Here is a 15,940-nt window from a genome sequence, read left to right on the forward strand (position 1 = left end):
ACTGCCGCCGGCGATGGGAAGCGGATTAGCGTCGGTCGCGAAAGACGTCGGGCCAGCTTTCTTCGAGCTCGGCAAGGTCGGAAAGCACCTTGCGGAAGGCGAGGCCGAAAGGCGTGAAGGCGTACTCCACGCGCGGCGGCACCTCCGGGTAGCTGTGCCGTTCGATGATACCGAATTCGACGTTGCGCCGTAGACAGTCGTTCAGAACCTTGGTCGAGAGACCCTCCACCGCGCGGACCATCGCCCCCGGCCGCGTGATCCCGTCGTCGAGCAGGCGATAGACGGTGAGCGACCATTTGCAGCCGCAGATCTCCTGCACCAACCGTTCCGCCGCGGGGCGGGCGACGCGGGCGCGCGGCAAAGATCTCCGTGTTGTCATCAAGATGTACCTTCCGGTGCGTGGGGAACCGATTTATACCCGCTTTTCATAAGCTTGCGCCATTTTCATATGTCCTCCACCTCAATTGCAAGGATGGATGACATGACCCGGAATACTCTCATCATCGGCGGCAGCACCGGCATTGGCCGCGCCACCGCGGCGCAGCTCGTCAAGGACGGTGGCGCGGTCACGGTCGTCGGGCGCTCGGAGGAGAAGCTTGCCGAGGCGGCTGCCGACATCAAGGGTTTGCACACGCTGGCCGCCGATATCACGACCGAAGCTGGTCGCACACGCGTGGAAGCGGAGATCGCATCGGGCTCCTTCGACGGGCTCGTGAATGCCGCCGGGCATTTCGCGCCGAAGCCGTTCCTCGACCACGATGCCGCGGACTTCGACCTTTACCACGATCTGAACCGGGGACTTTTCCTGCTGACACAGGCCGTGGCTGCGCGCATGGCCGAAACGGGCGGCGGGGCGATCGTCAACGTGGGCTCGATGTGGGCGCATCAGGCGATCAAGGCGACGCCGTCCTCCGCCTATTCCATGGCCAAGGCGGGGCTGCACGCGCTGACGCAGCACCTCGCCATGGAACTGGCCGAGGCGGGCATCCGCGTGAACGCCGTGGCCCCGGCGGTGGTCGAGACACCGATCTACGAGATCTTCCTGCCGAAGGGCGAGGTGGCGGAGACGCTGCGGGGCTTCGACTCCTTCCACCCGATCGGTCGCATCGGGCAGCCGGCGGATGTCGCCGAGGCGATCGTGTTCCTCCTGTCAGAGAGGGCGGAATGGGTGACCGGCGCGATCTGGGATGTCGATGGCGGTGTCATGGCCGGGCGCAACGCCTGAGGCGTCGATCCAACGGAAAAGGGCCGCCCGATGGGGCGGCCCGTTGCGTTCATGCCAGGCGGGATCAGAAGCCCAGGCCGGCGTATTTGTTCTTGAACTTAGACACGCGGCCGCCGGTGTCCATCAGGCGCGAGGTGCCGCCCGTCCAGGCCGGGTGCACGGAGGGGTCGATGTCGAGCGACAGCTGATCGCCCTCGGCCCCCCAGGTGGAGCGCATCTGCACGACGGTGCCATCAACCAGCTTGACGTCGATGGCGTGGTAGTCGGGGTGAATGTCCTTCTTCATCACGTCTCTCCTTAGCTGGCCTTCGGGGCGCGGTAGTTGGTCTGTTCGACGATGCGCGCCGACTTCCCGCGACGCGAGCGCAGGTAGTAGAGCTTCGAGCGGCGAACGCGGCCGCGGCGCACGACGGTGATGCTGTCGATGTTGGTCGAGTGCAGCGGGAAGACACGCTCCACGCCCTCGCCGAAGGAGATCTTGCGCACGGTGAACGACCCGGCGATGCCGGCCCCGTTCTTGCGGCTGATGCAGACGCCTTCGTAGTTCTGCACGCGGGTGCGCGTGCCTTCGGTGACCTTGAAGCCGACGCGGATCGTGTCGCCGGCCTTGAAGTCCGGAATGTCCTGGCCGAGCGCGGAAACCTGTTCCGCCTCCAGCTGAGCGATGAGGTCCATCGGACCCTCCTATGATACGGCGCGGTTTGCCCGCGGATGATGTCCTGCACCTTTGCGGCGCGGCTTTTCTTTGTTGCAACGCAGAGCGCCCCGGCAGGCCGGGGCGATACATCTGGCGCGGCTCTACATCGGTCGACGGCGGCGCGCAAGGGTGGCGAGGGTCGGGATTTGCGTATTTCGGGACAGGGGAACGTTCAGTCGCCCTGCCTGCGATACCGCTCCCAGAGGTCGGGGCGGCGGGCACGGGTCAGCGCCTCGGCCTCGGCCCTGCGCCAGGCGGCGACGCGGCCATGATCGCCGGAGGTCAAGACCTCTGGGATGGTGCGGCCCTGCCACTCCGCGGGTCGGGTGTATTGCGGATGCTCGAGCAGCCCGTCGGAAAAGCTCTCCTCCTCGGTGGACGCCATGTTGCCGATGACGCCGGGGATGAGCCGCACCGTCGCATCGAGCAGCGCCTGCGCCGCGATCTCGCCGCCCGTGAGGACGAAGTCGCCGAGCGAGACCTCCTGCATGTCGAAGTGGTCGAGCACCCGCTGATCGACGCCTTCGAACCGCCCGCAGAGCAGCGTGACGCCCGGCCCGGCGGCCAGGTCGCGTGCCATCGCCTGATCGAAGGGGCGACCGCGGGGACTGAGGTAGAGCATCGGGCCCGGACCGCGTGCCGCCTCAAGCGCGGCCCCGACAACGTCGGGCCGCAGGACGAGACCCGCGCCGCCACCGGCCGGCGTATCGTCGACCTTGCGGTGCTTCCCCTCGCCGAATTGCCGCAGGTCCACCGTCTCGAGCGCCCAGAGCCCCTCTTTGAGAGCGGTGCCCGTGAGGCTGTGGCCGAGCACGCCGGGGAAGGTCTCCGGAAAGAGCGTGACGACGCGCGCCCACCAGGCGCGCGCGCGGACGGGTGTCTCCGCCATCAGATCGCGCGGCTGTAGGGTCGCGCGGATGGATTTCTGTCCGTGAGATCTGTTGGGTGGGGCCATGCTCGCCCCTCTAGCGGAGCGGCGGGCAGGGGGGAAGCCGTCAGGCACTCGCGGCGAAGACCCCGAGCAGCGATAGGAGCGCGAGGGCGAGCGCCAGCACCACGAGGATCTTCGCGCCGGAGAGCGCGGCCCCAGAGAGACGGCCGAGACCGAGGAAGGCGGCGATCGCGGCGACGACGATGAGGATGATGATCCATTCGAGCATGGGGATGGTCCTTGCAGGTTGCTGTGGCGGGGAAACGACTGTCCGCCGAGATTGGTTCCCCGGCGTCAGGCATGGATGACAGTGCGACGTCGGCGTGGCAGGTCGGAGGTGTGGCGGATGCGGTGCAAGAGACGGAAGCGGCGGCACGAGCGGCCTGGCCCGATCTGGCGCGGGCAGCCGGCTTGCCCGAGTGCGACTATCGGCTGGACGTCCTGCGGACGCGGGTGCAGCGCGGCGAGGTGCGCACCCTCCTGACGGTCGAAGCCGAGGGGCGCGCGCCGCTCGTTCTCAAGCTCGCGCGCGGCGAGGCGGAGGGCTGGTTCGAGAGCCAGGTGACGGCCCATCGCCGCGCGGAGGAGATCCTTGCCGGGGCTGACGGTCTCGGAGTGCCGCGCCTGCTGGCCAGCGATGCGGCGCGACGGGCGATGCTGATGACGCGGGTGCCGGGGGTGCAGGCTCACGATGCGATGGTGATGGCCCGGGACGAGACTACGCGGCTCGACCTGCTGCGCGCCTGCGCGCGGTGGGCCGGGCACCTCCATCGGGGCGGCACGGTCCAGTTCGGTCGCGTGAGGCCCGACCCGCTTCTGCGGCAGCTCGCGGCCTGGCGGACGGGCGTGGAAAACGGCTCTCTCGCCCTTCCGCAGCCGGTGGCGTTCCTGGAGGCGCTGACAGAGGTGGGCGCACGTCTCGAGACGGCGCGCGGGCGCAAGACGACGCGGGTGGTCGTGCACGGCGACCTGAGCCTGCGAAACCTGCTGATCGACGGGGCCGACGTCCATGGCATCGACTTCGGAACGGTCGCGCTGCGCAGCCCTTCGGTCGATCTCGCGCGGCTCCTTGTGATGTACGGCACCTTCTTCGCCGCCGAAGGAGACGCGCGTGCCATTCTGACAAACGCGCGGGAGGCTGCTTTGGAGGCACACGCCGGCCGCTGGCGCGACGGCGTCGAACTCGACCCGTTGCTCGGAGTGGAGCTGCTGCGTCTCTGGCAGACGATCCCGAAAGGGCGTTGGTCGCGGGGCGCGATGAAGACCCATCGCTGGCGGGGCATCCGACGGATGATGGCGGCAGTACTGGCCTAGGGCGCGTCGTCTTCGCCGTCACCGGGCATCAGGCCGTGGGGTGGGTCGACGATCAGCCGACCAGCCGAGAGGTCGACGGTCGGCACCACGGCGCGGGTGAACGGCACGAGCACGGGCTTGCCCTTAACGCGCACCTCCAGCAGATCGCCGGCCCCGTGGTCATGGACGGCGTGCACCCGGCCCAACGTGGCACCGCCGGTGTCGATGGCGGTGAGGCCGATCAGGTCGGAATGGTAGAATTCGTCGTCGGGCAGGGCGGGCAAGGCATCGCGATGCGCCCAGATCCGCTGCCCGCGCAGGGCGTCGGCGGCTTCCTTGTGGGGCACGCCGGCGAGGCGGACGGCATAGCCGCCCTTCACCGGGCGCACGACAGTCAGTTTTGCGCGGGTTCCGTCGTCGAGCGTGACAGAGCCGTAGTCGCCGATGGCGCTCGGCTCGGCACAGAAGCTCTTCACGCGCAGCTCGCCCCGCACGCCATAGCTGCCCATGACGGCCCCGAGGCAGACGTGATCTTTCACAGCGGCACTCCGAACAAGACGACGGTCAGGCCCATGACCAGGGAACTGATCAGGATGCCCGCCCCGAGGAACCGCAACCAGCGCAGACGCGGCTGCAAAACGGCGACCACCGCGAAGGTCAGCACGAGGCTGCCGGCGGCCAGAAGCGGAATGGCGACGTGGGCGGACATCGAGCGAGATCGGGAGGAGCGGGCCGCGAGGGCCCGCCCCATCCGCATCGTTACTCGGCGCTCTCTTCGGCAGCGGCTTCCTCGGCGGGGGCCTCGTCCGCCGGGGCGGCGGCGGCTTCCGCGGCAGCGGCCTTGGCGGCTTCGGCCTTCTCGGCCTTCTCCTTGGCGCGCTCCTGCGCGGCCTTGCCGGGCTCGCCCTTCTTCAGGTTGGCGCGCTCCTTCTTGGGCAGCACGTCGGCGGCCTCGAGGAAGCGGGAGACGCGGTCGGTGGGCTGCGCGCCCTCGCCGAGCCAGTACTGCACGCGCTCCATGTTCATCTTCACGCGCTCTTCCGAGTCCTTCGGCAGGAGCGGGTTGTAGGTGCCCAGCTTCTCGATGAAGCGGCCATCGCGGGCCATGCGGCTGTCGGCGGCGACGATGGAGTAGTGGGGACGCTTCTTGGAGCCGCCGCGGGCGAGGCGAATTTTCATAGCCATGGGTATAGTCCTTCGGTTTGAGTATCTTACGACTGATGTTGCTTATGGTGGTGGATGACTTCCTCGATGATGAAGGCGAGGAATTTCTTGGCGAAGACGGGATCGAGCCCGGCTTCTTCGGCGAGCTTTTCAAGCCGCGCGATCTGAATGGCCTCCCGGTTCGGGTCGGAGGGCGGAAGGTCGTGGTCTGCCTTGAGCGCGCCCACCGCCTGGGTGTGCGAGAACCGTTCGGCCAGCGTGTAGACGAGGATGGCGTCGAGCCGGTCGATGCTGGCGCGATGGCCGGCGAGCACCTCGGCGGCGCGGGTCACGGCGTCGGTCACAGGCCCAGCTCCTCTGCGGTGGCACCCTCGAGCAGGGGGCGGGTGAACGACCGGTCGTAGCGGCGGATGCAGTGCGACCTTCTGGCGAAGTCGTAGGCGCGCAAGCACTCGGCATCCTCCCACATCGCCGCGCGATAGGCCTCGTAGGCGGCGAGCGACGGGAAGGAGAAGTGGCAATAGGCCACGTCGTTCGGCCCCTCGTGCGGCAGGTGGTAGCCGTGATGGGTGCCACCCATGGCAGGCACCTTGGCAAGCCAGAAGCGCGCGTAGGTCTCGAACTCCGCGAGCTTGTCGGGCTCTATCTCGTAACGGACGGTGCAGGTAATCATGCGGTGACCTCGTGAACCCAGATGGTGCAGTCGGGGTCGTGCGCGGCGGCCTCGCCGCTGTCGACGGCCCCCAGACGCCGGGCCACCCCGATCGAGCCGGTGTTCCTCCGGTCGATATAGCTGACGATGCGCTGCCAATGGCCGGCGTGCCCTTCGGCGACAGCCCAGTCGAGCGCGGCGCGGGCGGCTTCGGTCGCGTAACCCTTGCCTGTGGCAGAAAACAGCGACCAGCCCAGCTCTACGTCGTTACGTCCGCCGGGCAGGTGAAACCCGCAGGACCCGACGCAGCCGGTCCCGTCGTCGATCGTCCACCAGCCGAAACCGCGCAGGGGCCAATGCCCCCTGTCGTTGGCCAGCACCTGCCATGCGGCAGTCGCGTCGAGCGGGCCGCCGATGATGTGACTGCGCTCGGAGGCGTAGAAAGCGGCATAGGCAGCATGGTCCTCTGCACAGGGCGCGCGGAGGATCAGGCGCTCAGTCGTGAGCGTGGGGATATGGGCGAGTTTGTCGGTCATGCGCCCGCCCGATGCAGCCAGGCGATGGCATCCGCATTGTGGGTTGGCGCGCGACCGGGCGTGGCCCCAAGCCGCCGTGCCACCGCCTCGGAGGCAGTATTACCGTACAGAATGTTCGAAGTCAGCCGGTCATTGTCCGAAAGCCACCAGTCGCGGGCACAGCGCGCCGCCTCCGTCGCAAATCCTTGTCCGCGCCCGCGGGCGAAGAGCAGCCAACCGAGTTCCGGTTCTTCGTGGGAGGGAGGCGCATGTATCCCGCATGTTCCGACCGGGCCGGTCCTGTCGTCGATCGTCCACCAGCCAAAGCCGCGCAAGGCCCAGTGACCCAGATCGGCACAGAACCGTTGCCACGCATCCCGCATCGACAATGGACCACCGACCGGGACGGACCCATCTCCGGCGTAGAATTCGGCATAGGCCTGGAAATCCTCGATGAGCGGCGCGCGGAGGATCAGGCGCTCGGTCGTGAGCGTGGGGATATGGGCGAGGCTGTCGGTCATGCCGCCGCGCTCCTGTAGCGCCAGACGTGGACCGGTTCGGCCAGGGCGGCCTCTGCCGCCGCGTCGCGCGTGGCTCCGAGGCGGGCCGCGAGGGCGTTCGAGGCGACGTTCGCCGGATCGACGTAGCTGACGAGCGTGCCGAGGAGCTGCATTCCGTGGTCGCGTGCGGCGGCGGCGGCCTCGGTCGCATAGCCCTGTCCGCGCGCTTCGGGGCGGAACATGTAACCCAGTTCCGGCTCGGCGTCGCCCCATTCGAGACCGACCATGACGAAACCCAGCACCTCGCCCGCGCGGGTCGTCACCGTCCAGAGGCCGTGGCCGTGCAGGAGCCAGGCGGCGGTGTAGACGGCGAAGTCCGCCCATGCGTCCTCGGGCGAGACGGGGCCGTCGGGCCAGTCCGCCAGGATCGCCGTCCAGACCGGAAGGTCCCCCATTTCGGGCGCGCGCAGCCGCAGGCGCGGCGTCTCCAGCACCGGCAGCGCGGCGGCATGGCGCGCTGCGACGCGGGCGGCCTGCCCGGTCGGGGGTTGGGTGCAGCGCATTGTCACTTCTTGCCGCCGAAGCCCTTGGGCAGTGTCATGCCGCCGGGAATGCCGCCCATGCCGGGCATCCCTTTCATCGAGCCGAGCTGCTTGGAGGCCGCTTCCAGAGCCGCAGGGTCCATCTGCGATGGGTCGGGCATACCCTTGCCGCCCATCATGGCCATGGCCTTCTTTAGCATCCCGCCCTTGCCCATCTTCTTCATCATGTCGGCCATCTGCCGGTGCATCTTGAGAAGCTGGTTCAGTTCCTGCACCTGAAGGCCTGCGCCGGCGGCGATGCGCTTCTTGCGGCTGGCCTGCAGGATCGCGGGCTGGGCGCGCTCGCGCTTCGTCATGGAGTCGATCAGGGCGATCTGGCGGCGCAGGATACTGTCATCGAGACCGGCCTTGTCCATCTGCTTGGCCATCTTCCCCATGCCGGGCATCATGCCCATCATCCCTTCCATGCCGCCCATCTTCTGCATCTGCAGAAGCTGCCCCTTGAGGTCGTTCATGTTGAAGAGCCCCTTCTGGAAGCGCTTCATCATGCGCTCCTGGGCCTCGACCTCCATGACCTCTTGGGCCTTCTCGACCAGGGCAACGATATCGCCCATGCCGAGGATGCGGCCGGCGATGCGCTCGGGCTCGAAGGTTTCGAGCGCGTCCATCTTCTCGCCGAGGCCCACGTAGCGGATCGGCTTGCCGGTGACGGCGCGCATCGACAGCGCGGCACCGCCGCGGCCATCGCCGTCCATCCGGGTGAGAACCACGCCTGTGACGCCGACCTTGGCGTCGAACTCCTCAGCCACCTCGACGGCGACCTGACCGGTGAGCCCGTCGACCACCAGAAGCGTCTCGCGCGGCTCGACGGCGGCGTGGACCTGCTGGACTTCGTCCATCAGGACCTGGTCGATCTGGAGGCGTCCGGCGGTGTCGAGCATGTAGACGTCGTAGCCGCCCAGGGACGCCTGCTGCTTGGCGCGCTTGGCGATGTCGACGGGGGCCTGGCCGGGCACGATGGGCAGGGTGTCGACGCCGATCTGGCCACCCAGGATCGCCAGCTGCTCCATGGCGGCCGGGCGGTTCACGTCGAGCGACGCCATCAGCACGCGTTTGCCGTCCTTTTCCTTCAGGCGCTTGGCCAGCTTGCCGGTCGTGGTCGTCTTGCCCGAGCCCTGCAGGCCGACCATCAGGATCGGCGCGGGCGGATTGTCGATCTTGAGGGGCGCGATGCCGTCCTCGCCGGCGAGGACCAGCTTCAGCTCGTCATGGACGATCTTGATGACCTGCTGGCCCGGGGTGATCGACTTGGTGACGGCGGCCCCGGTGGCCTTCTGCGTGACGCGCTTGACGAAGTCGCGCGCCACCGGGAGCGAGACATCGGCCTCCAGCAGGGCCACGCGGACCTCGCGCATGGCGGTGCGGACGTCGTCCTCGGACAGCGCGCCCTGCTTGGTCAGGCGGTCGAAAACGCCGCCCAGGCGGTCTGACAGGCTCTCGAACATCCCAACTCTCCTTCTCTGGCGGACCCCCGATGTGGGCACCCGCGGCGAAATGCACAAACGCCCCCGCGGGCGTATAACGCTGGCGGAGGGCGATCCCGACACGATTGCCGGGACCGGAAGTCTGTCGCTTCCGGATCGTTGGGGCGGCGATACGGCGCGGGCCCCGCGGAGTCAACCCACGGTGCGTTGCGGCCGCGATGCCTGCGGAGTAGCCGGACACAAAAGGAGCGCGCCATGGAAACGATCTACGACAACCTGCAGCAGCTCGGGGGCAAGACCGAACTGCCCGAGAGCCCGGAGGCGGCCGTTCTGGAGCGGGTGCAGAACCCTCAGGCGGAGGTCGACTACTGCGTGCGCTTCACCGCGCCCGAGTTCACCTCGCTTTGCCCGATGACGGGCCAGCCCGACTTCGCCCATCTGGTCATCGACTACGTGCCCGGCGACTGGCTCGTGGAGTCGAAATCGCTCAAGCTGTTCCTCGGGGCCTTCCGCAATCACGGGGCCTTCCACGAGGATTGCACCGTCTCGATCGCGCGACGGCTCGTCGCGGAGCTCGACCCCCGATGGCTGCGCATCGGGGGCTATTGGTATCCGCGCGGAGGCATCCCGATCGACGTCTTCTGGCAGACCGGCGCGGTGCCCGAGGGCGTCTGGATCCCCGACCAGGGCGTTCCGCCCTATCGCGGTCGGGGCTAGGATCAGGCGGCGAGGCGGGCGATCTCGGCCCGCGCCTCGGCCACGGCGGCCTCGCCCTTCTGGGCCTGCGCGTCCGCGGCGACGAAGGTGACGTCGTCGATCCCGATGAAGCCCAGCACATGGCGCAGGTAGCCGGTCGCGAAGTCGATGTCCGAGCCCATGGGCGTGCCGCCGGACGCCACGGCCACGATGGCGCGCTTGCCGGAGAGAAGACCGACCGGTCCGGTATCGGTGTATTTGAACGTCAGCCCGGCGCGGGCGACGAGGTCGATCCAGGCCTTGAGCGCGCCGGGGACGGAGAAGTTGTAGATCGGGAGGCCGATCAGAAGCGTGTCGGCGGCCGTCACCTCGCCGACGAGCGCGTCGGAGAGCGCAAGGGTCTGCTTCTGTTCGTCGCTGCGGGCGTCGGCCGGCGTGAAATTCGCTGCGACCCAATCTCCGTCGATCAGCGGCAGCGGGTCGCGGGCGAGATCGCGGCGTGTCGTCTCGCCGCCGAGGTGGGCCTCGATCTCGTCGAGCAGGCCGCGGGTCACGGAGCCCTCGGTGCGTGCGGAGGCGTCGATGCGGAGGATGCGGGGCATGGGCTGTCCTTTCGGTTGCATTCGACCGAGACGATAAGCATCGGATCCGCGTGCGACATTCCGCGAAATCACAACAGGCCTGTGCGTTAGGGAACGATCGGCGGCCGGTCGCCGACACCGCCCGGAAAGCCGAGCCAGTGGCGGGTTTTAGACCGGTTTGCGCTCCGAAGGCTTGATACTGGCGGGAGGTCTGTGCGGATGATAACCAGTGCGCACAGAAAGCGTGGAGAGGTGCACAGATGGCCTTCAACGATTGGGACGAGGTCCGCACGGCGTTCCAGGTCGCGCGGCTGGGCACGGTCTCAGGTGCGGCGCAGGCGCTCGGCGTCCACCATGCGACCGTCATCCGTCACATCGACAGCCTCGAGGGAAAGCTCGGCACGAAGCTCTTCCAGCGCCACGCGCGGGGCTATACGCCGACCGAGGCCGGACAGGACCTGCTGAAGGTGGCGCAATCGACCGACGACCAACTCGCGCAGCTCGCCAATCGCATCAAGGGCCGCGGCAACGAGGTGACGGGCGACCTCATCATCACCTCCATCGCCGTGCTTGCCCCCCTACTGTCGCCGGCGCTCGCCGCCTTCCGGGAAGAGCATCCGGAGCTGACGATCAAGTTCCTGACCGACGAGCGGCTCTTCCGGCTGGAATACGGCGAGGCCCATGTGGCCGTGCGCGCCGGCAACCCGCCGGATCAGCCCGACAACGTGGTGCAGAAGTTCTATCATCAGGACTTCGCGCTCTTCGCGTCCAAGGCTTACATCGCCAAGCACGGCCGGCCCGAGAACCTCGAGGACGTGGGCGACCATGTTTTCATCGGCTCCGCCGACGACGTGCCGCGCGCGCCCTTCTTCGCCTGGATGAAGAAGCACATTCCGGCCGAGAACATCGGCTATCAGGTCAACCAGATCACCGCGGCCCGCCCGGCGATGCTGGCCGGGCTCGGCATCGGGTTCTCCACCACCTGGGCGGAGAAGGATTGCGACGAGACCGAGATGATCTTCGGTCCGCGCCCGGAGTGGAACAGCCAGCTCTGGCTCGTCACCCATGTCGACCTGCACCGGACGGCCAAGGTTCAGACGTTCCTGTCCTTCCTCAAGGAGTGGTCGAGCCGCTGGCCCGAGCCCGAGAGCTGACGCAGTGACACCGGCGACGCAGGGGCATCTGGCGATGCTCCTGTTTTCGGCATTGGTGGCGGGATCGTTCCCGCTCGGCGCGGCTGCGGCGAACGACATCTCGCCGCTCGCGCTCAACGCCGTGCGCTTCGTGCTGGCGGCGGCGATCATCGGGGCGGCGGTGGCCGTGACCGGTGGCGTGTCTCGCGATGCCTGGCGGGCCCCGTGGCGCTACGGCGTCCTCGGCGGGGTCTTCGCGGTCTACTTCGTCCTGATGTTCGAAGGGTTGAAGACGGCGGTGCCGGTGTCCGCCGCAGCGGTCTTCACGCTGACGCCGGTCATGGCTGCGGGCTTCGGGTGGCTCCTGCTGCGGCAGGTCACGACCCCACGTATCGCCCTGGCCCTCGCGCTCGGGGCTTTCGGGGCGCTCTGGGTGATCTTTCGCGGCGACCTTGCGGCGCTCCGGGCCTTCGACGTGGGCCGGGGCGAATGGATCTATCTGCTCGGCTGCGCGGCCCACGCCGTCTATACGCCGCTCGTACGCCGGCTGAATCGGGGCGAGAGCGCACTCGTCTTCACGTTCGGCACGCTTTGCGCCGGGGCGTTTGCCCTCGTCGCCGTGGGGCTGCCGGCACTGCTGGCCACCGACTGGACGGCGCTGCCGGCGCGGGTCTGGGTCGCGATCGGCTACACCGCTGTGTTCGCCTCGGCGGCGACGTTCACTCTCTTGCAGTTCGCCTCACTGCGCCTGCCAGCATCGAAGGTAATGGCCTATACATACCTCGTCCCGGCCTGGGTCGCGCTCTGGTCGGTGGCGCTCGGTGGCGCGCTTCCCCCGGCGGGTATCGCCCTCGGTGTCCTGGTGACGGTGCTCGCGCTCCTCCTGTTGCTCCGGGACGACGACGCGCGCAATTCGATCTGATTTCGCCATTCCCGCGCCCAATTGCGCGACGAAGGTCCACATCCGTCAATCGCACCGGAGATGGACCTATGAGTGGATGCATGAAGCTGCCCTTCCTCGGGCAATACTGCTTGGGCGACCTGACCGTGAGGATCGGGGGGTACTCGCTGGACCTGCTGCATCCGGGCGTGATCGTCACGCTGCTGCTGGGCTCAACGCTCTACGTCTATGTCTTCAAGTGAAAAGACACTGGAAAATCTTGTTCGTCGTTTTCCGCAGCCCTGAGGTTGCCCCTGTTTCAGGGGCAGGTTTCGGGTTTTTGTCCTGTCCGCCGAGATAGGTTTGGTTTGATGGGCGGCGTCGAACCCGGCGCGCGATAGCTCCTCGAGCGTGCGCCCGCGCGAACGAGGGCGGCCATCTTGCACCAGAACTCCTGTGGAGAAGCAGGGCGGGAGCGGAGCATCGCGGAGGTCTCCGGCTGAACTCTCGGGGTGTCCGGGAAAGCGGGGGAAACCCAAATCCACTACTGCGAGGCGACTTCCGTTTCGCAACTCGGGACGCCGGCAGTGAAGAAGTCTTCGGGTACGTGTCGTGCTTCGGTGACGATCAGGTTGCTTTCGGCATCCCAGACCATGTCGTGCGTCCAGATCACCTCTCCGGCGGGCGAGACCTCCAGCAGTCGGCCGTGCTCCGCCTCCGTCAGGAGCATGTTCCCGTTGGGAAGGGTTTGATGCTTGCCGCGACGCCAGGTGTAGAAGGGCTCCTCTGCGGACCCCGTGAAATCCATCGTCACGCTGTCGTCTTGCGGATCGGTTCTCAGGATCCGGGATCGCTTCGGTCCGGTGGCATGGTCGAACACCGTGGCATTGTCGAACACCGTGATCGTGCCATCGGGCTCGAAGTCCGGGTCATGCTGCTTGAACCACGGCCCGTGACGCCACCACTTCAGCACGCCCGTCTCCGGATCGACCACCGCGACGAGGTTGGGTTCGCGCAGGCTGAACATGAGGTCGCCCGCCTCGAACATCGGAAAGGCGTCGGCCATAGAGGGGCGCAACATCTCCACGTCGTTCGGATGGAACGGGTCGTTGAGGTAGCTGATGTTGCCGTCCGCTTCGTCCGGCATACGCACGCGAATATCGAAGATCGCGCGTTGGTCGCCATCATCGGCGGCGATGACGTCCTCACGCAGGTTCATTCCGAAGGTCTGCTCGCCCGTGGCGGCGTCGAGACGCACCATGTCCTCGCCAAGCCAGGTCCAGATGCCACCGGCTCCGTCGCGACTGATGGAATGGTGAAAGCCGCCACGGACGCTCCACATGGTTTCGCCGCATTGGTCGACCCGGGCGATCGCGTTGCCCACGTCGAAGGTGACGACCAGCGAGCCGTCCTCGAACACCTCCATCCCGTGCAGCATCACGTTCTGCGGCGGGGTGTCGGGGTCGAAGTTCTCGTAATTTATCGGCCAGCGGTGGACTTCGTTGCCCTCGGCGTCCATCAGGCGCACGGCGAAGACGGACGTGTCCTGATCGTCGCTCAGCCCGGCGATCAGGATGTATCCCGGGGCCCGTTCCGTTCCCGTCCGGCGCTCGTAACCGCGATCGGGGTTGCCCGCGCTCGGACCGTTCGGCGGGACCAGATGGCGCGTCGGCTCGAGACCGATGTCGTTTCGCCAGTTTTGCCGCAGGTCGACGAAGGTGCGGTGTGCCTCGCCGATCTGGGGGGCCGGGAACCATCCCCACCAGGATGAGACGACGCCATAGACCGAGGCGATGACGACGAGCGAGGCGATGAAGGCACCACGGGCGAGACGGTCCAGGGTTTGCGATTTCATTTCAGTGATTTTCCGGTAGCGGCCAGAGCACGGCCAATGGCTTGGTTGCAAAGTTCGTTGTGCAGATCATCGGCCTGTTGCATGAGGCTGGCCGAAGCCCCGGCGAGATCCGGCGCGGGCGTCGGAGCGCGCAGGATTCCGGCCACGGGTGTCAAATCCCCGGGGTGTTCCAGTCCCATCGCCGCCCCGAGATCGGGCAGGACGTCCCCCGGCTCGGAGCAGAGCGCGTCGTAGTCGACGAGGACCGTCTGCGGACCCGCGGTCGAGAGAACGTGCCGATAGGCGGCGATCCAGTAGCGCAGCCAGAAATCCACATTGTCGGACCCATTCGCATCCTCGGGCGCGTCCTCGAAGGCGATCGGCCGCAGGGCTGCTCCGAATTCATAGTGCCCGAGCCCTTCCATGTAGCGACGGGCAAAGGGTTCGCGCGCGTGAAGCTCGGCGAAGTGGAGGTTCTGCCGCAGCAGGGACCGCACCTGCGCGCGCGGGTTGCGGACAGGTACGATGATCGACGCGTCGGGGAACATCCGCTGCAGAAGGCCGAGGCGGGCGATATTGGCGTTGTTCTTCGAAATGTAGCGGCCGGCATCCGGTTTGGTGGCGACGATCTTGGCCATGTGCGTGCGGAAGAACGCTTCGAACTCGGGGTTGCGGTCCTCGGCCGTCCAGGGCGCGATATGGTCGGTCTTGTAATGGTTGGGCCAGAACGCCATCCAGAGCATTTCCTCGAACGCCTCCGGGCTTTCCAGACCGACCTCGATCCCGTCCCCGTGTGCTCGCTCCGCCTTGTCGGTTTCCTTGCGGAAGGCGCGGGAGAATCCGCCCCAGAGCAGAGGGGACAGGGTGAACGGCATGTGCCGGTAGGTTGCCGACGCGAAGAACGGCAGGTCGGCGAGCCCCTCGAGCATGATCGTCGTGCCGGCACGCGGCAGCGACGTGATGAACACCGGCCGTGCCGCAGCGTCCGCGTTGATCCGGCGTCGGTAGAGCCTGGTCTCCAGATTTCCCAGCCGGATCTGCCTGTCCGGGGCGGCGAAGGCGAAGTCGTGCAGCGCCTTGTCGACGGGACTGTAGGGCACCTCGGCCCGTGCATCGTCTCCGGTCGTCTCGTCGCGCAATCTGTCGAGCCCGATCCAGATCGCGACCATGACCGCCGTGGAGCCAAGGATGAAGGGCCAGCCGAGGGCCACCGCCATCGCCTGATCCACCGAATAGAAGCCCAGGGCAGAGCCACCCCACACGATCAGGGCCGGAGCCGCGAAGGCCGCGACGCCAATCGTCGCGATCCGGAAGAATCCCCCGAGTAGCTTGATGGAGGCGCGCCGGACCTCGACTTCCTTGTCGTCGTCGGGAAGGTCGCTGTTGGCCATCACCGAGAGGGCCTGCTGGGTGGTGCCGATGATTCCGCCCGCCACCCTCTGCGCGTCCAGAACCCGTAGAACGGCAACGAAGGCGACGATGCCGAGCAGAAGAGCTGCGACGCTCAACTCTTGGTCTCGTGGGACGCTTGAACGGTCATCTTTTCCTTACGGGCCCGCCGCATCCGCTTGATCGGGTACCAGACGAAACCCACCAGCGCGAGCACCAGCGCCGCAAGGAGCGCGATCATCGTGCCGATCGCCGTCAGCCCGGCCCCGGGCCCGACGTAGGCGTGCGCCGCCACGGGCATCAGGACGACTGCGAGGGCGGGCAGGACGACAGCCCCGGGCCCACCGATACCCCACTTTCCACTTTTCATGACGAGATCCTCGACTCAGACGATGAAGACAACTTTTGCGCTCAGGCGCACTGA

Annotated in this window: 24 protein-coding genes; 6 read left to right on the plus strand and 18 right to left on the minus strand. The window is 67.4% G+C overall.

Translation table 11 applies throughout. From position 1 onward, the window contains the following. Positions 1-25 precede the first annotated feature (25 nt). Complete coding sequence (locus HSX43_RS01520) at positions 26-379, minus strand: winged helix-turn-helix transcriptional regulator (RefSeq protein WP_179378314.1); 354 nt, start codon at positions 377-379, stop codon at positions 26-28. Positions 380-481: 102 nt separating this feature from the next. On the opposite strand from HSX43_RS01520, the gene HSX43_RS01525 reads away from it, so the two are divergent. Next, on the plus strand, positions 482-1,225 hold the full coding sequence (locus HSX43_RS01525; protein ID WP_208454438.1) for an SDR family NAD(P)-dependent oxidoreductase: 744 nt from the start codon (positions 482-484) through the stop codon (positions 1,223-1,225). A gap of 64 nt (positions 1,226-1,289) precedes the next feature. On the opposite strand, the gene rpmE is transcribed toward HSX43_RS01525, so the two are convergent. From rpmE to HSX43_RS01545, 4 genes are all read right to left on the minus strand, one after another. Beyond that, entirely contained in the window at positions 1,290-1,511 is a 222-nt protein-coding gene (gene rpmE, locus HSX43_RS01530; RefSeq protein WP_179378316.1) for a 50S ribosomal protein L31, read from the minus strand. 11 nt (positions 1,512-1,522) lie between these two features. Continuing rightward, complete coding sequence (rplS, locus tag HSX43_RS01535) at positions 1,523-1,900, minus strand: 50S ribosomal protein L19 (protein ID WP_179378317.1); 378 nt, start codon at positions 1,898-1,900, stop codon at positions 1,523-1,525. 194 nt (positions 1,901-2,094) lie between these two features. Next, the gene (gene trmD / locus HSX43_RS01540; protein ID WP_179378318.1) at positions 2,095-2,877 is read right to left on the minus strand and encodes a tRNA (guanosine(37)-N1)-methyltransferase TrmD; all 783 of its coding nucleotides are present in this window, start codon (positions 2,875-2,877) and stop codon (positions 2,095-2,097) included. A gap of 40 nt (positions 2,878-2,917) precedes the next feature. Continuing rightward, positions 2,918-3,082 carry a DUF1328 family protein gene (locus HSX43_RS01545; RefSeq protein WP_179378319.1) on the minus strand — a complete coding sequence of 55 codons (165 nt, stop codon included), beginning with the start codon at positions 3,080-3,082 and terminating at the stop codon, positions 2,918-2,920. 71 nt (positions 3,083-3,153) lie between these two features. Here HSX43_RS01545 and HSX43_RS01550 point away from each other — a divergent pair, with 71 nt between their 5' ends. Then, on the plus strand, positions 3,154-4,167 hold the full coding sequence (locus tag HSX43_RS01550) for a phosphotransferase family protein (RefSeq protein ID WP_179378320.1): 1,014 nt from the start codon (positions 3,154-3,156) through the stop codon (positions 4,165-4,167). On the opposite strand, the gene rimM is transcribed toward HSX43_RS01550, so the two are convergent. The 9 genes from rimM to ffh are packed head-to-tail and all read right to left on the minus strand — an operon-like array spanning position 4,164 to position 9,024. Next, a complete protein-coding gene (gene rimM / locus HSX43_RS01555; RefSeq protein ID WP_179378321.1) occupies positions 4,164-4,685 on the minus strand; it encodes a ribosome maturation factor RimM in 522 nt (173 codons plus the stop codon). The two genes, HSX43_RS01550 and rimM, sit on opposite strands and share 4 nt — an antisense overlap. Further along, positions 4,682-4,855: a hypothetical protein gene (locus HSX43_RS01560; protein WP_179378322.1), complete on the minus strand. Its 174-nt coding sequence runs from the start codon at positions 4,853-4,855 to the stop codon at positions 4,682-4,684. Before HSX43_RS01560 ends, rimM begins: the two co-directional genes overlap by 4 nt. 50 nt (positions 4,856-4,905) lie before the next feature. After that, positions 4,906-5,331 (minus strand): 30S ribosomal protein S16, encoded by a 426-nt coding sequence (rpsP, locus tag HSX43_RS01565; RefSeq protein WP_179378323.1) that lies wholly within the window; start codon positions 5,329-5,331, stop codon positions 4,906-4,908. Between the two features lie 26 nt (positions 5,332-5,357). After that, the gene (locus HSX43_RS01570; RefSeq protein ID WP_179378324.1) at positions 5,358-5,654 is read right to left on the minus strand and encodes a chorismate mutase; all 297 of its coding nucleotides are present in this window, start codon (positions 5,652-5,654) and stop codon (positions 5,358-5,360) included. Next, positions 5,651-5,983 carry an NIPSNAP family protein gene (locus tag HSX43_RS01575; RefSeq protein ID WP_179378325.1) on the minus strand — a complete coding sequence of 111 codons (333 nt, stop codon included), beginning with the start codon at positions 5,981-5,983 and terminating at the stop codon, positions 5,651-5,653. The genes HSX43_RS01570 and HSX43_RS01575 overlap by 4 nt, the downstream gene beginning before the upstream one ends. Continuing rightward, positions 5,980-6,498 carry a GNAT family N-acetyltransferase gene (locus HSX43_RS01580; protein ID WP_179378326.1) on the minus strand — a complete coding sequence of 173 codons (519 nt, stop codon included), beginning with the start codon at positions 6,496-6,498 and terminating at the stop codon, positions 5,980-5,982. Before HSX43_RS01580 ends, HSX43_RS01575 begins: the two co-directional genes overlap by 4 nt. Then, a complete protein-coding gene (locus tag HSX43_RS01585; protein WP_179378327.1) occupies positions 6,495-6,998 on the minus strand; it encodes a GNAT family N-acetyltransferase in 504 nt (167 codons plus the stop codon). Before HSX43_RS01585 ends, HSX43_RS01580 begins: the two co-directional genes overlap by 4 nt. After that, positions 6,995-7,540 (minus strand): GNAT family N-acetyltransferase, encoded by a 546-nt coding sequence (locus tag HSX43_RS01590; protein WP_179378328.1) that lies wholly within the window; start codon positions 7,538-7,540, stop codon positions 6,995-6,997. The genes HSX43_RS01585 and HSX43_RS01590 overlap by 4 nt, the downstream gene beginning before the upstream one ends. Positions 7,541-7,542: 2 nt before the next feature. Next, positions 7,543-9,024 (minus strand): signal recognition particle protein, encoded by a 1,482-nt coding sequence (gene ffh, locus HSX43_RS01595; protein ID WP_179378329.1) that lies wholly within the window; start codon positions 9,022-9,024, stop codon positions 7,543-7,545. Between the two features lie 234 nt (positions 9,025-9,258). Between ffh and queF the strand changes: the two genes are divergently transcribed. Next, complete coding sequence (gene queF, locus HSX43_RS01600) at positions 9,259-9,720, plus strand: preQ(1) synthase (protein WP_179378330.1); 462 nt, start codon at positions 9,259-9,261, stop codon at positions 9,718-9,720. Positions 9,721-9,722: 2 nt separating this feature from the next. Here the strand turns inward: queF and HSX43_RS01605 are convergent, their stop codons facing one another. Continuing rightward, on the minus strand, positions 9,723-10,301 hold the full coding sequence (locus tag HSX43_RS01605; protein ID WP_179378331.1) for an FMN-dependent NADH-azoreductase: 579 nt from the start codon (positions 10,299-10,301) through the stop codon (positions 9,723-9,725). A 239-nt stretch (positions 10,302-10,540) separates the two neighbouring features. On the opposite strand from HSX43_RS01605, the gene HSX43_RS01610 reads away from it, so the two are divergent. The 3 genes from HSX43_RS01610 (at position 10,541) to HSX43_RS01620 (ending at position 12,556) form a co-directional block, all read left to right on the plus strand. Continuing rightward, positions 10,541-11,434: a LysR family transcriptional regulator gene (locus tag HSX43_RS01610; RefSeq protein ID WP_179378332.1), complete on the plus strand. Its 894-nt coding sequence runs from the start codon at positions 10,541-10,543 to the stop codon at positions 11,432-11,434. A gap of 4 nt (positions 11,435-11,438) precedes the next feature. Further along, a complete protein-coding gene (locus tag HSX43_RS01615; protein WP_328794936.1) occupies positions 11,439-12,335 on the plus strand; it encodes a DMT family transporter in 897 nt (298 codons plus the stop codon). Between the two features lie 80 nt (positions 12,336-12,415). Next, positions 12,416-12,556 (plus strand): hypothetical protein, encoded by a 141-nt coding sequence (locus HSX43_RS01620; RefSeq protein WP_179378334.1) that lies wholly within the window; start codon positions 12,416-12,418, stop codon positions 12,554-12,556. 281 nt (positions 12,557-12,837) lie between these two features. Here HSX43_RS01620 and HSX43_RS01625 read toward each other — a convergent pair whose 3' ends face one another. Genes HSX43_RS01625 through HSX43_RS01635 form a run of 3 tightly spaced genes read right to left on the minus strand, consistent with a single transcriptional unit; the run spans position 12,838 to position 15,886 of the window. Beyond that, positions 12,838-14,148, minus strand: coding sequence for an arylsulfotransferase family protein (locus HSX43_RS01625; RefSeq protein WP_179378335.1), 1,311 nt, complete (start codon positions 14,146-14,148; stop codon positions 12,838-12,840). Beyond that, complete coding sequence (locus HSX43_RS01630; protein WP_179378336.1) at positions 14,145-15,635, minus strand: sulfotransferase; 1,491 nt, start codon at positions 15,633-15,635, stop codon at positions 14,145-14,147. The genes HSX43_RS01625 and HSX43_RS01630 overlap by 4 nt, the downstream gene beginning before the upstream one ends. Then, positions 15,632-15,886, minus strand: coding sequence for a hypothetical protein (locus HSX43_RS01635; protein WP_208454439.1), 255 nt, complete (start codon positions 15,884-15,886; stop codon positions 15,632-15,634). Before HSX43_RS01635 ends, HSX43_RS01630 begins: the two co-directional genes overlap by 4 nt. Positions 15,887-15,940 lie beyond the last annotated feature (54 nt).

Source organism: Jannaschia marina, assembly GCF_013404595.1.
GTDB lineage: Bacteria > Pseudomonadota > Alphaproteobacteria > Rhodobacterales > Rhodobacteraceae > Jannaschia > Jannaschia marina.